We start from the raw sequence: 15,031 nt of genomic DNA, 5'->3' as shown, positions 1-15,031 counted from the left end.
TCCTTACACGACTGTTTTCTCTTGATTAAACTTCCTGACATCGACAAATCGGCCATGTATGGCAGCCATTGCAGCCATTGCCGGGCTGACAAGATGCGTTCTTGCACCCTTCCCTTGACGTCCCTCAAAGTTACGGTTTGATGTAGATGCACAGCGTTCACCTTCTGGCACCACATCGTTATTCATGCTGAGACACATACTACAGCCAGATTCTCTCCATTCAAATCCTGCTTCTAGGAAAATTTCATGAAGACCTTCTTCTTCTGCTTGCAGTTTGACACTTTGTGAGCCAGGAACCACAATCGCTCTGACATGATCAGCTACTTTTTGTCCTTCAATCATAGAAGCGGCTTGGCGTAAATCAGTCATTCTTGAGTTCGTACATGAGCCAATAAACACATGCTCAATCGTAATATCTTCAATACGCTGATGCGGGTGAACCCCCATGTATTCATAAGCACGTTTTGCTTCTTTTTGGTCATCTTCTTGTGCAAAATCTTCAGGTCCTGGAATTGCCGCATCCACAGGGAGCACCATTCCTGGGTTAATTCCCCACGTGACCATTGGTGAAATATGATTTCCATCTAAAACAATGGTTTTATCATAGGTCGCACCCGGATCTGTTCTTAGTTCTTTCCATTCTTTGATCGCTGCTTCAAAATCTTCACCCTGCGGTGCGTATTTGCGTCCGCGGCAATATTCAAAGGTCACTTCATCAGGTGCGATCAATCCTGCTCTTGCGCCTGCTTCAATTGACATATTACAAACGGTCATCCGCTCATCCATTGACATGTTTCTGAATACTTCCCCAGTGTATTCAATGACATAACCTGAACCGAACTTCACGCCATGTGCACCAATGACTGCTAAAATGACATCTTTGGCTGTTACCCCTTTTTGAAGCGTTCCGTCTACTCTAATTTCTAGTGTCTTCGGACGCTGCTGCCAAAGTGTTTGTGTGGAAAGCACATGCTCAACCTCACTTGTGCCAATCCCAAAGGCAAGTGCACCAAATGCGCCATGAGTAGATGTATGACTATCTCCACACACGATTGTTTTCCCCGGAAGTGTTAAACCAAGCTCTGGTCCAACGACATGAACGATTCCTTGGTCTACACTGTGAAGGTCAGCTAGACGGACCCCAAATTCAGCACAGTTGCGCTCTAGAGCACTGACTTGCTTCTTCGCAATCTCATCTTTGATCACAAATCGATTCACAGTCGGAATGTTGTGATCCATCGTCGCAAATGTGTTTTGTGGTCTTCGCACCTTGCGCCCTTTTTGTCTTAATCCTTCAAATGCTTGAGGTGACGTCACCTCATGCACCAAGTGCAGATCAATATATAAAAGGTCTGGTTTTCCCTCGCCATTTTTGACAACATGCTGATCCCATATTTTTTCGATGATTGTTCGAGGCATAACCCTTTTTCCTCCCTCTACCTAATTCAACAAGATTTCTATTTATACAATGGTTTTCGCCCGTTGTTTGAGTGCATCTACAACGGCTTTCGTGATATCATCAGTCGTTTCATACGTTCCCTCTTTTGATGCTAGGTCCTTTGTTCGTTTGCCAGAGGCAAGGACGGCTTCCACAGCTGCTTCAATTGCGGCCGATTCTTCTTCTAAAGCAAAGGATGTTCTAAGCAAGCTGGCTGCTGACAATATAGTAGCCAGAGGGTTTGCGACATTTTGCCCCGCAATATCGGGTGCTGAACCATGAATCGGCTCATATAAATGAAGGCCGGTGCTTGATAAACTAGCAGATGGCAGCATGCCGAGTGAGCCAGTAATCATAGATGCTTCGTCACTTAAAATGTCACCAAACATATTCTCTGTCACGATGACATCAAATTGAGCGGGCTTATAAATCAGCTGCATCGCGGCATTATCGACGAGCATGTGCTCATATGCGACATCTGGATATTGTGATGCAACTTCTTCTACCGCATCCCGCCATAGTTTACTCGAAGCGAGAACATTTGCTTTATCCACAGACGTTACTTTTTTCCGTCTCGTTAACGCCATGTCGAACGCTTCTTTTAATACACGAACAATCTCTTCCTTTGTATAAAGAAGTGTATCAACCGCAGCTTCTTTTCCTTCATCATCCGTGTAGCGCTCACTTGGTTCGCCAAAGTAGAGGCCTCCAGTTAATTCACGAACGATGACGAAATCTACTCCGCTAATGTGATCTTGTTTTAACGGTGAAGCCTCACTCAAGCTATCAAATACTTTGACAGGACGGATGTTCGCAAATAAGTCCAGCTGCTTGCGAATGGAGAGCAAGCCTTTTTCTGGGCGAAGTTCTGGCGGGTTTTGATCCCACTTTGGTCCGCCAACGGCTCCTAATAAAATCGCATCTGCGCTTTTGCAAACTTCTACTGTTTCTTTAGGGAGCGGATTGTTTTTTTCATCTATCGCTATACCGCCAATGAGAGCTGTTTCGAATTCAAATTCGTGTTGAAATTGAGCCGCTGTCTCTTTCAGGACAGCGACGGCTGATGTGACGACTTCCGGTCCGATTCCATCGCCGGGCAAAAGTGCAATTTTCTTTTTCATGAGTCCCTTCCTCCTTTCTTATGAGATGGCGTGATGTTTCTCAATTTCTATTAGGTTTGATTTAAAGATTAAATGTCTATTCACTGCATTGACGTAAGCTTTAGCCGATGCTTCCAGCACATCTTGCGCTACACCGCGTCCTGCTGTTTCTTTTCCTTCTATTGAAACAGTGACATATACTTCCGCTAGTGCGTCTCTGCCTTTTCCATTTGATTGAATACGATAGTCTAGCAAATGAATTCTTTCCTCCATACAGCGCTCAAGCGTGTTGTACACAGCTTCTACACTGCCTGCACCTGTAGCTGCTTCTTGAATGACTTCCTGCGTTTCTTGATTTTTAAGAGAGACTGTTGCTGTCGGCATTTGCTCTGTCCCATAATGAACTTGAAGACTTTCAAATTCATAGCCAATTTTCCGGTCTGCTACTTTTTCTTCTAATATAATAGAGATCAAATCATCATCTGTGATTTCTTTCTTCTTCTCTGTTAAGTTCTTAAAAGTTTCGAAGAACTTATTGATTTCTTCTTCAGTCAATTTAAAGCCGAGTGTTTTTAAGCGGTCTTTAAACGCGTGTCTTCCGGAGTGTTTACCAAGGACAAGCACATCTGTTGTGACGCCTACAAGCTCTGGAGAGATAATTTCATAGGTTGTTTTTTCTTTGAGGAATCCATCTTGGTGAATACCTGATTCATGGGCAAATGCATTGTTTCCAACGACTGCTTTATTACGCGGTACAATCATACCTGAGTATTTGCTCACTACATCACTTGTGCGCTTAATTTCATTCAACTGAATGGTTGATTCGACTTGGTAAAAGTCTTTGCGAATATGAAGGGCAACTGCAATTTCTTCTAAAGCAGCATTTCCTGCGCGCTCTCCAATACCGTTGACAGCTGTTTCAATTTGATCTGCTCCGTTTTCAATGGCAGCAAGTGAGTTCGCTACAGCCATTCCTAAATCATCATGACAGTGTGCTGACAAGATGACTTGATCGATATTTGGAACGTGTTCCTTCATATATTTAAAGATATTTCCGTACTCTTTTGGTGCTAGGTATCCAACAGTGTCAGGTAAGTTAATGACACTTGCGCCTGCGTCGATCACTTTTTCTACAATTTCTGCTAGGAAAGAAAGATCTGTCCGGCATGCATCTTCTGCTGACCACTGAACAACTGGGAAGCGCTCTTTCGCATATTTCACCATTGAAACAGCTTGTTCAACCACTTCTTCTCGTGTTTTCTTTAGTTTATGCTTGAGGTGAATGTCAGAAGTCGCAATAAAGACGTGTATTCTTGGTTGAGCTCCATCTTTTAATGCGTCCCATGCAGCATCAATGTCACCTTTCACACATCGTGCAAGTCCTGCAACTGAACAGTTCTTAATCGTTCTTGCAATTTCTTGTACGCCTAAGAAATCCCCTCGGGATGAAGCGGGAAAACCCGCTTCAATGATATTAACCCCAAGGCGCTCAAGCTGCTTAGCAATGATTAGCTTTTCTTGTGCATTTAAGTTCACTCCTGGTGATTGCTCTCCATCTCGAAGTGTTGTGTCAAAAAAATTAATTTTTCGCACCGACGCTCACCGCTTCCTTTTTCTTTCCTTGTTTAACGAAAGGCATCATTTCACGAAGCTTTCTTCCGACGATTTCAATTTGGTGCTCATTTTCATTTGCATTGATCGCATTGAAACGTGGACGATTCACTTGGTTTTCAACAATCCATTCTTTCGCGAATGTTCCGTTTTGGATGTCAGTCAAGACTGCTTTCATTGATTCTTTTACTTTTGCATCCACAACGCGTGGTCCTGATACGAAGTCACCCCATTGCGCTGTATCAGAGATTGAATATCTCATACCTTCTAATCCTTCTTCATACATAAGGTCAACGATCAATTTCAGTTCATGCAGACACTCGAAGTATGCAAGCTCTGGCTGATAACCAGCTTCTGTTAATGTTTCAAAACCTGCTTTTACTAATGAAGTAAGACCTCCACAAAGAACTGCCTGCTCACCGAATAGATCCGTTTCTGTTTCTTCTTTAAATGTTGTTTCAAGAACGCCCGCTCTTGCTCCGCCGATTGCTTTTGCATAAGCAAGTGCTTTGTCTTTCGCTTGACCAGATACGTCTTGATAGATAGCAAATAGTGCAGGTACACCAGCGCCTTGCTCATATGTTCTTCTGACAAGATGTCCTGGACCTTTTGGAGCCACAAGATACACATCTACGTCACTTGGAGGAACAATTTGATGGAAGTGAACGTTGAATCCGTGTGCGAATACAAGAGAGTTGCCAGCTTCTAATTGATCTTTGATTTCTTCGTCATATACTTTCTTTTGCTGCTCATCTGGAAGTAATACCATGACGACATCTGCTTGTGCTGCTGCTTCTTTTACTGTGAATACTTGATGACCGTCTTCTTGTGCTTTTGTATAAGATCCGCCTTTTCTTACGCCGACAATGACATCTACGCCGCTCTCTTTTAAGTTCAATGCATGTGCATGACCTTGTGATCCGTAACCAATGATAGCTACCTTTTGACCGTTTAATACGTTTTCTTGAATATCACCGTTATAATATACTTTTACCATTTGACTCTCTCCTTTTGTTTAGACAATTGAAATTGTTTTATTTGTTTGCGGCTTTTGCTGATTATCTCTCGCAAAGGCCGTGGTGCCAGTTCTGGCGACTTCTTTAATGCCGTATGGCTTAAGTAGTTCAATGAGTGCTTCAATTTTTGAAGACTCACCTGTCACCTGAATGACGACACTCTCTCTGCTCACATCTACAATAGAAGCTCTAAAAGGTTCAATGACCCCAGTGATCTCCATTCTAGATGCTGGTGCAGATACGACTTTTATCAAAGCCAGCTCTCGCTGAACGATTGATTGGTTTGTAATATCCGTTACTTTGAGGACATCGATTTGTTTGTTCAGCTGTTTTGTCAGCTGTTCGATGTCTTTCTCCTGGTCTACATGGACGACGAACGTGATGCGTGATACATCTTGAATCTCAGAATGGCCGACCGTAATGCTTTCAATGTTGTAGTGTCTTTTCGTAAAAAGGCCTGTGATTCTGTTCAGTACGCCTGATCGATTTAATACAGTCAACACAATAATTCTTTTCAAGGTTTCACCCCCACCATCTCATGAAGTCCTTTCCCCGGTGCTACCATCGGGAATACTTTCTCATCTCTCGCTACATTGACATCGATGAAAACAGGCTCTCTAGACGTTAATGCTTCTTCTAGCTTTTCTTGCGCCTCTTCGTCTGATGAGATTCTGATCCCTTTAATGCCATAAGCTTCAGATAATTTAACGAAGTCTGGCTGCTCTGAAAATTTAGAATGTGAGTAGCGTTCTTCGTAAAAAATTTCTTGCCATTGTCTTACCATTCCAAGACTGTGATTATTGAGAACAATCACTTTCACTGGAAGGTTCAGCTCACGGATAACGGCAAGTTCTTGCAGGGTCATTTGGAAACCTCCGTCTCCTAAAATCGCCACAACCGTTGCCTCTTGATCAGCTAGCTGCGCGCCAATCGCTGCCGGTAAACCAAATCCCATTGTGCCAAGCCCACCAGATGTCACCCATTTATCGGCATTTTCAAATGGATAGAACTGTGCAGCCCACATTTGGTGCTGCCCAACATCGGTTGCCACAATGGCTTCACCTTTTGTAAATTGATGAATGTATTCGATCAGCTTTTGAGGCTTAAAGCCTTCAGCTTCGTTTTCGACATACCAGAGTGGATATTCTTCCTTCCACTGATTTAGCTGGCTCTTCCACTCGTCTGATTCACCTTGTTTCCCATCCTGCTTGATCAGTTCTTGAAGCACTAGCTTACTGTCACCAACAACTGGGATATGGGTGTGAATGTTTTTACCAATTTCCGCTGGGTCGATGTCAATGTGAGCCACCTTCGCATGCTTTGCAAAATGATTGAGGTTGCCGGTAACCCTGTCATCAAATCTCGCTCCGATTGAAATGAGTAAGTCACATTGATGTAGTGCCATGTTCGCTGCATATGTGCCGTGCATACCCGCCATTCCTAGGAAAAGAGGATGCTTTGCTGGGAATCCGCCAAGCCCAAGCAATGTATGAGCGACAGGGATTTGCTGCTGCTCTACATATTGCCTTAATTCTTCCGACGCTTTGCCATGAAGAACGCCAGCTCCTGCTAGAATAACTGGTTTCTTTGCTCTACTTACAGCTTCTACTAACTTGCGAATTTGCAAATAATTCGGCTCAATTTTCGGCTGATAACCAGGCAAATCGATTGGCTGATCGTATTCAAATGTTCCTTCAATACCAGCGACATCTTTTGGAATATCAATCAAGACTGGACCAGGTCTGCCGGTTGTTGCGATGTGAAATGCCTCTTTAATGACACCCGGTAACTCTTCTGGACGTCTCACTTGATAGCTGTGTTTTGTGATTGGCATTGTGATACCAAGTACATCTGCTTCTTGGAATGCATCTGATCCAATGACTGAGGTTGCCACCTGTCCAGTGAAGATAACCATAGGTAGTGAATCAATCATCGCATCTGCAATTCCTGTGACTAGGTTTGTTGCCCCCGGTCCTGATGTGGCAATAACAACGCCTGGTTTACCAGATACTCTTGCGTATCCCTCCGCTGCGTGAATCGCTCCTTGCTCATGTCTTGGCAGAACATGAAATAAACCAGAATCGTAAATTTTATCGTAGATTGGTAAAACGGCTCCGCCAGGATAACCAAAAATGACTTCTACTTTTTCTCTTTTGAGTGCTTCAATTAACATGAGTGCACCGTTCATCGTTTGTGGTGCATTTGATTTTTCCGTCTCCATTTGTACATTTGTCCCCATTTGATTTCCTCCTCTTTGTCTTGCTTCAGTCAAGTCCTTTCACCCTTTTCCATTCAAGATAGAGATATGAGACCATATAAAAAAGCCTTCTCACCCCACAATGACACTACTTTTCACTAGGTCAAAGGGGCGAAAAAGCTTTGTTTTTCGCGGTACCACCCTTGTTCACGGCAAATCATGCTGCCGTCTCATGGACATCTTTCATCCATTTTGGTAACGAGTGATGCAATGTCACTCGGTCTGCCCTACTATCATTTCAAGCAGACACTCAGAGGTGAGTTCACTTTAGAAAGTAACACCGGTTTCCAGCTAGCACCGGCTCTCTGTAGATACTGACTCTAAAGCTACTAGTCCTCTTCAACGTTTATCGATATCTATTTAGCTTGCGTGAATGTTCTCATCGGTAAAGACTACTTTTTCTCCTTCTTCAACGACTCGCTTGCGGAATTGTTCAAGAAGTTTGTTTGTGTGGAACCCTGGCTTTCCTTCGCCAATGATACGGCCGTCAACTTTTACAACAGCGATGACTTCGGCAGCGGTTCCTGTCAGGAAGACTTCTTCAGCTGTATACACATCATGTCTTGTGAAAGGTTCTTCTTTCACTTCGTAGCCTAAGTCTTCTGCAATCTCCATGATGGCATTTCTTGTGATGCCTTCAAGAGCGCCGATATAACCTGGCGGTGTATAGAGCTTACCTTTTTTATAAATAAACACATTGTCTGCAGAACCTTCTGCCACGTACCCTTGATCGTTCAGCATCAGCGCTTCACTCACACCGGCCATATGGGCTTCGATTCGGACAAGAATGTTATTCAAATAGTTTAATGATTTCACTTTTGGACTTAGTACGTCAGGACGATTTCGCCTTGTCGGTACTGTCACAATATCAATACCTGTTTCATATAGGTGCTTTGGAAAGATGGCCAGCGGCTCTACAATGATCACTGTGTTGGCTCTCCCGCAGTTGTTTGGATCTAAGCCAAGATCACCGGCTCCTCTTGAGACAACAAGGCGGATATAGGCATCTTTTAGGCCGTTCCTTTCAACTGTATGAATCATTTTTTCAGTGAGCTCCTCAAGTGAATATGGAATGTTCAGCATAATGGATCTAGCGGAATCATACAGGCGATCTAAGTGTTCTTTCATTCGAAAGATATTTCCGTTATATACACGTATTCCTTCGAACACACCGTCACCATATAAGAAGCCATGATCATAAACTGAAATTTTCGCATCCTCTTTTTTCACGAGTTCATCGTTTAAAAAGATCCACTGTTCCTTTTGGTCTTCCATCTTCAGTGAGCACCCTCTCTTTCAAACAAAAAGTAGTTGAATTTTCAGACACTTTATATTGAAGTGTCTCACGCTTACTCTGCGTGTCTGTTTGCTTTTGTTGAACCCATCTTACGCCGCTTTCCATACAGTGTCAACAGCATTTTTAAAATTATTAGACAATTTAGACTAATCAAAATAAAATGTATACGCTTACACCTTTGCTAGACAAGGAATGAAAAAACTTAAAATTTTTTGTATTTTTTCTTCAATTTATTTACTCTACATGAACGGTTTTCTTTTGAACAAGCTTTTGTAATATTTTTTCACACGGTTTTTGAAGAATATTGTGAGATTTCATTGCGTTTGTTTTTTCCTTCAGCATGCCTTTCTAAAGCGTTTTCCTATGAATTTGTGATAGAATGAGAGCATCTAATAGAAGGAGGGCAATACATGGCTAACATCAGAGGTTATATCGGAACGTATACAAAGGGAGACAGCAAAGGAATCTATTCTTTTACTTTAAATACGGACAAGCAGCAGATTGAACAAGTAGAAGTGGCTGCAGAACTTGAAAATCCTACATATTTAACTGTCTCAGATTCTCAAAAGTTTGTGTATGCTGTTGTGAAAGAAGGAGCACAGGGCGGTCTTGCTGCGTATCAAATTGATGCCGACACCGGCGCACTTCGTTTCATCAACCAAGAGCTTGCCGATGGGGCTTCTCCTTGTCACGTCAGCGTGGATAGCCAAACGAAAACGGCGTTTACGGCAAACTATCATAAAGGAACAGCAGAGATGTACGAAATTGATGCTGAAAACGGCTCAGTGATCCGCACGCTGTCACAGGCGCAACATGAAGGCACTGGACCAAACGAAGACCGTCAAGAAAAACCGCACACTCACTTTATGGGTTTGACACCTGATGAACAATTTGCAGTAGCTGTTGACCTTGGCACAGACGGAATTTATACGTATAAGAAAGAAAACGGCAAACTTGAGCTTGCCCATACATTTGAAACAAAACCAGGCAGCGGCCCTCGTCATATCACATTCCACCCAACGAAACCTGTGGCCTATGTCATGACAGAGCTCAGCTCAGAGGTCATTGTACTTCGTTACTTTGAAGATGGTCATTTCGAAGAGATCCAAACGATCGCAACCATTCCTAATGACTTCACAGAGAATAATCAAGGCAGCGCCATTCATGTGTCTTCTGACGGTCAATTTGTGTATGCAGGAAATCGTGGACATGACAGCATTGCCATTTTCAAAGCAGATCATGACGGCAAACTAAGCCTCGTTGAAATTGCTTCTTCTGAAGGAAATTGGCCTAGAGACTTTGTCCTTGATCCAACAGAAGAATTTCTCGTCGGCTCAAACCAAGAATCTAGCAACCTTGTGTTATACAAACGTGACAAAGAAACGGGACGACTCACTGTCTTACAATCAGACATCACCGTTCCGCATCCGGTTTGCGTGAAATTTTTAGGATAATGAAAAAAACCTCCGTTTAGGAGGCTATAGATTGTTGACAAAGGGCTAAAATGAACTTTATTTTAGCCCTTTGTCTTTTTTTCAGCGTAGTTGAAAACCCTTGAAGTCTAGGAAGAACGAGCACCGGAGCGGAGCGAATTTGACATTCGTGAGCACCGAAGCGCAGGACTGACAAAGAATGCGAGGGTTTGTCTACACGCTGAAGCCTCCGTTTAGGAGGCTTTTCTTTAAGCAGACGGCATACCGCCATCTTCAAGCTTTTGATCAATGAAAGACGTATCGCTTTTTTCACCGAACCATTTTCCAAGCCTGTCTTTCGCTTTCCCTTTGACATCGTCATCAATGTACATCGCGACTTGAAGCAGAGCAAATGTGATGGCGCCTAGATCATCTGTGTAGCCGATCCCCACCAATGTATCAGGGATCAGGTCAATCGGAAGGATAAAGTACCCTAGCGCCCCAATGATGAGGGTCTTCGCTTTAACCGGTACTTCGGGTTTTTGCAATGTATAATAAAGTAATAGCACAGCATAGACAAGAGAAACTCCAGCTTTTTGTGCCGTCTTTTTCAACTTTTCCCAAAAGGCTTGATCATTAAAATGCTTCTTTGAACGCTTTAATAGTTCTTTTTTCTCAGAACGATTCATCGTATCGCCTCCATATTCAGCATAGCCCTTCCACCTTATTTATACAAGAAATCCACTCATTCGACAAACAAAAAGCAGCAGAAAGCTGCTGCAATCTACTGCTCTTTGTAAAACTTTTCGATCGCCTTATCGATGTATACCCATCCTTTATACGACACATGAATCGTATCCTTAAAGAAATATGGATCATACTCATGCGAAGTCAAATCTGCGACTTCATACCCATTATCTCGAATTTGACGATTGATTTTTTGATAATAATCTGTACGCCCCTCTTTCGGAAAACCAGTGTAATCATACCATTTTCCGTTGACGGGAATCGTCACGAATAAAGGCTTCGCCCCTGCCTGTTTTAAAATATCCAGCATGATCTGGAAATCTTTATATTCAGGTGATGCTGCATAAGAATTGTCACGACGAGAATCCTTCATCTTTTTCATGATCGGCTTCAGCTTACGATCAAACAGTCTCTGATCAATATAAAACGGGTTGTCCCCTGCTTTTTCAGATCCTAAGACGCTCGCTTCTTTTTCAAGCTCAGTCCATGTTTTCCCTTTCACTGAAGGAGACGGACGATGCTTGCGCTCATGCCCAGACCCGATCGTATAGTACATGTCTTTCTTTTGAAGCATGCCATAATACATTTTTGCAATAGGAGAAATCGCGCCATAAGCGAATTTGTTCCCAGAAAGCTCTGCTTTAAAAAGCTCTGTGATGACCATGTCGTTCTTTACTGCCTTAAACTTCATGATCCTTTTGATGAGCTCTTTTTTCACAGCTGGATCAATTTCTTTATTATAAGCAAGATCAAGCGCCTGAAGCGCTGAATAGTTAGGAGCAAAGTGATTCTCGTCTGATCCCCCTTTGACAAACCACTGCGGGGACACGATAAACACAAGCTTTTTCCCTTTTAATTCATCCATATGCGCTGCAAAGTTCATGGCATGAATTAATGATTGCGATCCACCTTTTCCAACAAGATAAGGTGTAAACCCTTGAGGATTTTCATGAAAGAAATTCGAAGGGTGATATGGATCAAAACGTGATAGTTCAGAAGATCCATAGATCGGCAAATAAGTTGGATCTTTTAGCATTTCATCTTGTAAATAAAGCCCTTGGAACATCCCTGGATCTAATTCTGTGGCTGACTTTTGTAATTTGTCTTTTGGGATCAGATGTGAGAGCCATGCATTTGGTACAAGAAGAACACCAATGAATAGAACAGCCGCTAAAATAAGCGGCCCAAAAAAACGCTTTTTCATTACTTCATCTCTGCCAGCTGCTCAGCAATGTGATTCGGTGTATCCCACACATCACGATCAAACTCTGTAATCGGAACAGTAATTCCAAGTTGACTTTCAATTGCCATAAGTAGTTCTACTGTACCAAATGAATCTAAAAGACCTTCGTCAAAAATTGCAATCTCTGGATTTTCTTTCACAACGTCGTCCTGACAAACCTCTGCAATAATACCGTATACTTGATTTTTAAATTCCATAATTTTCTACTCCCTTAATCATTAATGATGAAATGGTTTTCCTGAAAAAATATAAAATCCGAAACAAATCACATGGAATGTAATAATGATCGACACAACCATTGTGACCTTATTATCCGGCCACCACTTGTGCTTTTTATTCCACTTCTCAAATAAATTGTAACCGGACATCACAACTGCATGGTATAGTCCGTAAATAATGTATTGAAGGGCGAGACCATGCCAAGCACCCATCAATAGAAAGAGGACAAAGTACCCAATATTTGATACAGCCATCCGGTTCTTGATCCACTTCTTCTTTGTCATAAAGAACACAAATCTCATAAACACATAATCTCTGAACCAAAAGGATAGCGACATGTGCCAGCGATTCCAGAAGTCTTTAATATTACGGCTGATAAACGGTTTATTAAAGTTTTCTGGTGATTTAATGCCCATGATATAACTCACACCTACAGCAAATGCTGTATATCCAGCAAAGTCAAAGAACAAATACATACTGTACGCATACATATACGTTAACTGTTGAACAAAGTGACTGCTGCTAATGTGATGAATATTCATGAGAATATACGTGTGAATGAGATAACCAATAATGAACTTATATAAGAACCCGATAAAAATTTTATGAATCCCTGCATATAGAAGGTCACTGTACGCTTCTTTTTCAGGCGGTGTATCCATATCCTTTTCAAACCGGCGGTAACGATCGATTGGACCTGATGAAATCGTCGGGAAAAAGACGATGAAATAAACCAAACGGTGAATCGGGATTTTCTTTTTAATCAAGCCGTCTCTTGTCTCGATAATTAACTGAACACCTTTAAATGTTAAGTACGAGATCCCCAAAAAGCTCAGCCAGTTCATTGGCGGCGGTTGATGCGGCTGATGAGTTAAAAAGAACGGTAAAATCTTTGATAGCACAAGCGGCAAAATCGATGCCACCACTGCCATATAGAAGACAGACGCCTTGTTCGCCTTCAACCGGTACGCAAGGTATAGGCGGATAATCAAGACTTGCCACACTGTAAACAAGAACAGCAGCAAAGCGCCATGTGCATCCTTTGAGAAAATAAGCGCAAGTGCCACAACCGTTGCAAACATGTTGTAGCCCTGCATTCTTTTGCCGCGAAGACCAAGAATCATCGTCGGCAAAAGAAGAATACCAATTAGAATGAAGAAAAAGAATGAACTAAACGGAATCATAGAAGAACCTCTTTCGCGATTCTTTTACGGTCAACCTTCCCGTTTGGCGTCATGTACAACTGCTCAAGATAGACAAACTTTCTTGGAATCATGTACGCAGGCAGTGAATCCGCCATTTCTTTCTTAATCGCACTTGTCAGCTGATATTCTTTTTCAAAGGAATGTTCAGTTGGGACAATGGCTGCAATTAAGTACTCCACATGCCCGTTTGGCTGGAATGGCACAATCACACAAGCATTGACATACGTTGTCTCGCTCACATGATATTCAATTTCTTCAAGCTCCATCCGGTATCCATGTAGCTTAATTTGATAGTCCAGACGACCGTGGCACGTAATCAAACCATCCTGCGCCACACCTGCATCACCTGTGCGGTAAGCAGGACGTCCTTCGTATTCAAAGAACACTTTATCCGTTAAGGCTTGTTCACCTAAGTAGCCTTTTGTGACGCTTGGCCCCACGATGACAATTTCCCCTTTTTCCCCATCAGGCAGTGTCTTGCCTTCTTCATCTAAAATGACGATATCTGTATCCGGTTTGGCATAACCGACTGGTAAAGAATCGTGCTGATCAAGAATCTCCTGCGTGACTCCAATCGATGTAATCGCAACAGTTGCTTCAGTTGGACCATACGTATTAAAGACCTGCGCCTTAGGAAAACGCTCAAGAAGCGCACTTGCTACAGCTACAGGAAGCGCCTCACCGCAGAACAAGAAAACTTTCAGCTCTGGTAAAAGCTCCCCTGTAAAGGATGGGTCCATTAAGCACATTTGCACAAAGGAAGGTGTGGATGTCCATACTTCAACGTCAGATTGACCAAGCGCTGCAAACATATCCTTCGGCTTATTCACAAGATCTTTCACTAAACAGTAAAGCGTGCCGCCTGATTGAAGCGCTGGATAGAGATCCATCACTGATAAGTCAAAAGAAAACGGTGCTTGATTTAAGAACGTGCGCCCCTCACCAATTGGGAAATCGCGGCACATCCACTCTGTAAAACTTTCTAAATTATTGGCTGTTACCTGAACGCCTTTCGGTTTTCCGGTACTGCCAGACGTATAAATAATGTAGAAAACATCATTTTGTTGAACCCACTGCGTGGATGGCGGTGCTTCTTTTTCAAGTGCTAAAAGCGATGCCGCACTCTTCACTTCAATGTGTTCTTCTACATCTAATACATTCTGCTCATTTGCACAAATCAATAGACTGGCTTTTGAGCTTTCAATGATTGAGACGATGCGCTCGACAGGTATTGAGATATCGACCGGAATATAAGGTCTGCCTGATTTCACACTGCCTAAGAAAGAAATCAGCATCTCTGGCTCCATATGACCGTAGACAATGACAGGTGCACTGTCAGTTGCGACTGTATCGATCGCACCAGCCATTTGGTCTGATAGACGCCAAAGCTCATCATATGTGATCGAAGCATGTTGAGAAACAAATGCTGGCTGTGTCGGTTTCGTTTGTTGGTATTCATGAATCGTGTGTAATAGTTTCATAGTTT

General features: G+C 42.6%; 13 protein-coding genes and 1 other annotated feature. Of the genes, 1 reads left to right on the top strand and 12 read right to left on the bottom strand.

Going from position 1 to position 15,031, the window contains the following annotated elements; genetic code table 11:
* Positions 1-3: 3 nt before the first annotated feature.
* The 7 genes from leuC to ilvE all read right to left on the bottom strand — a co-directional run bounded on the left by leuC (position 4) and on the right by ilvE (position 8,697).
* Positions 4-1,419 (bottom strand): 3-isopropylmalate dehydratase large subunit, encoded by a 1,416-nt coding sequence (leuC, locus tag KFQ09_RS16065; protein ID WP_007501575.1) that lies wholly within the window; start codon positions 1,417-1,419, stop codon positions 4-6.
* 42 nt (positions 1,420-1,461) lie between these two features.
* Complete coding sequence (gene leuB / locus KFQ09_RS16060) at positions 1,462-2,559, bottom strand: 3-isopropylmalate dehydrogenase (RefSeq protein WP_046527131.1); 1,098 nt, start codon at positions 2,557-2,559, stop codon at positions 1,462-1,464.
* A gap of 18 nt (positions 2,560-2,577) precedes the next feature.
* On the bottom strand, positions 2,578-4,131 hold the full coding sequence (locus KFQ09_RS16055) for a 2-isopropylmalate synthase (protein ID WP_008342850.1): 1,554 nt from the start codon (positions 4,129-4,131) through the stop codon (positions 2,578-2,580).
* A complete protein-coding gene (gene ilvC / locus KFQ09_RS16050) occupies positions 4,118-5,146 on the bottom strand; it encodes a ketol-acid reductoisomerase (protein WP_007501581.1) in 1,029 nt (342 codons plus the stop codon). The genes KFQ09_RS16055 and ilvC overlap by 14 nt, the downstream gene beginning before the upstream one ends.
* 18 nt (positions 5,147-5,164) lie before the next feature.
* Positions 5,165-5,683: an acetolactate synthase small subunit gene (gene ilvN, locus KFQ09_RS16045; RefSeq protein ID WP_007501584.1), complete on the bottom strand. Its 519-nt coding sequence runs from the start codon at positions 5,681-5,683 to the stop codon at positions 5,165-5,167.
* On the bottom strand, positions 5,680-7,404 hold the full coding sequence (ilvB, locus tag KFQ09_RS16040) for an acetolactate synthase large subunit (protein ID WP_008342854.1): 1,725 nt from the start codon (positions 7,402-7,404) through the stop codon (positions 5,680-5,682). Before ilvB ends, ilvN begins: the two co-directional genes overlap by 4 nt.
* A gap of 122 nt (positions 7,405-7,526) precedes the next feature.
* Positions 7,527-7,774: a binding site (T-box leader), on the bottom strand.
* 8 nt (positions 7,775-7,782) lie between these two features.
* Positions 7,783-8,697, bottom strand: coding sequence for a branched-chain-amino-acid transaminase (gene ilvE / locus KFQ09_RS16035; protein ID WP_008342856.1), 915 nt, complete (start codon positions 8,695-8,697; stop codon positions 7,783-7,785).
* Positions 8,698-9,129: 432 nt separating this feature from the next.
* On the opposite strand from ilvE, the gene KFQ09_RS16030 reads away from it, so the two are divergent.
* Positions 9,130-10,173: a lactonase family protein gene (locus KFQ09_RS16030; protein ID WP_008342861.1), complete on the top strand. Its 1,044-nt coding sequence runs from the start codon at positions 9,130-9,132 to the stop codon at positions 10,171-10,173.
* 227 nt (positions 10,174-10,400) lie between these two features.
* On the opposite strand, the gene KFQ09_RS16025 is transcribed toward KFQ09_RS16030, so the two are convergent.
* From KFQ09_RS16025 to dltA, 5 genes are all read right to left on the bottom strand, one after another.
* On the bottom strand, positions 10,401-10,820 hold the full coding sequence (locus KFQ09_RS16025; RefSeq protein WP_024718417.1) for a YkvA family protein: 420 nt from the start codon (positions 10,818-10,820) through the stop codon (positions 10,401-10,403).
* Positions 10,821-10,915: 95 nt separating this feature from the next.
* On the bottom strand, positions 10,916-12,082 hold the full coding sequence (gene dltD / locus KFQ09_RS16020; protein ID WP_048003354.1) for a D-alanyl-lipoteichoic acid biosynthesis protein DltD: 1,167 nt from the start codon (positions 12,080-12,082) through the stop codon (positions 10,916-10,918).
* Positions 12,082-12,318, bottom strand: a complete 237-nt coding sequence (gene dltC / locus KFQ09_RS16015) for a D-alanine--poly(phosphoribitol) ligase subunit 2 (protein WP_003216498.1) — start codon at positions 12,316-12,318, stop codon at positions 12,082-12,084. Before dltC ends, dltD begins: the two co-directional genes overlap by 1 nt.
* Positions 12,319-12,339: 21 nt before the next feature.
* Positions 12,340-13,524 (bottom strand): D-alanyl-lipoteichoic acid biosynthesis protein DltB, encoded by a 1,185-nt coding sequence (gene dltB, locus KFQ09_RS16010; RefSeq protein ID WP_017358153.1) that lies wholly within the window; start codon positions 13,522-13,524, stop codon positions 12,340-12,342.
* The gene (dltA, locus tag KFQ09_RS16005) at positions 13,521-15,026 is read right to left on the bottom strand and encodes a D-alanine--poly(phosphoribitol) ligase subunit DltA (protein ID WP_255835819.1); all 1,506 of its coding nucleotides are present in this window, start codon (positions 15,024-15,026) and stop codon (positions 13,521-13,523) included. Before dltA ends, dltB begins: the two co-directional genes overlap by 4 nt.
* Positions 15,027-15,031 lie beyond the last annotated feature (5 nt).

The sequence above is a fragment of the Bacillus sp. FS02 genome (assembly GCF_024398395.1).
Classification (GTDB): domain Bacteria; phylum Bacillota; class Bacilli; order Bacillales; family Bacillaceae; genus Bacillus; species Bacillus altitudinis.
The sequence above is the reverse complement of the archived record's forward strand: the minus strand, read 5'-3'. Positions and strand labels throughout refer to the sequence as shown.

What these genes read in the sequence shown, in the direction of transcription:
- leuC (WP_007501575.1), bottom strand. Translation starts at nt 1,419, where the DNA reads ATGCCTCGAACAATCATCGAAAAAATATGGGATCAGCATGTTGTCAAA.
- leuB (WP_046527131.1), bottom strand. Translation starts at nt 2,559, where the DNA reads ATGAAAAAGAAAATTGCACTTTTGCCCGGCGATGGAATCGGACCGGAA.
- ilvC (WP_007501581.1), bottom strand. Translation starts at nt 5,146, where the DNA reads ATGGTAAAAGTATATTATAACGGTGATATTCAAGAAAACGTATTAAAC.
- ilvB (WP_008342854.1), bottom strand. Translation starts at nt 7,404, where the DNA reads ATGGGGACAAATGTACAAATGGAGACGGAAAAATCAAATGCACCACAA.
- ilvE (WP_008342856.1), bottom strand. Translation starts at nt 8,697, where the DNA reads ATGGAAGACCAAAAGGAACAGTGGATCTTTTTAAACGATGAACTCGTG.
- KFQ09_RS16030 (WP_008342861.1), top strand. Translation starts at nt 9,130, where the DNA reads ATGGCTAACATCAGAGGTTATATCGGAACGTATACAAAGGGAGACAGC.
- KFQ09_RS16025 (WP_024718417.1), bottom strand. Translation starts at nt 10,820, where the DNA reads ATGAATCGTTCTGAGAAAAAAGAACTATTAAAGCGTTCAAAGAAGCAT.
- dltD (WP_048003354.1), bottom strand. Translation starts at nt 12,082, where the DNA reads ATGAAAAAGCGTTTTTTTGGGCCGCTTATTTTAGCGGCTGTTCTATTC.
- dltC (WP_003216498.1), bottom strand. Translation starts at nt 12,318, where the DNA reads ATGGAATTTAAAAATCAAGTATACGGTATTATTGCAGAGGTTTGTCAG.
- dltB (WP_017358153.1), bottom strand. Translation starts at nt 13,524, where the DNA reads ATGATTCCGTTTAGTTCATTCTTTTTCTTCATTCTAATTGGTATTCTT.
- dltA (WP_255835819.1), bottom strand. Translation starts at nt 15,026, where the DNA reads ATGAAACTATTACACACGATTCATGAATACCAACAAACGAAACCGACA.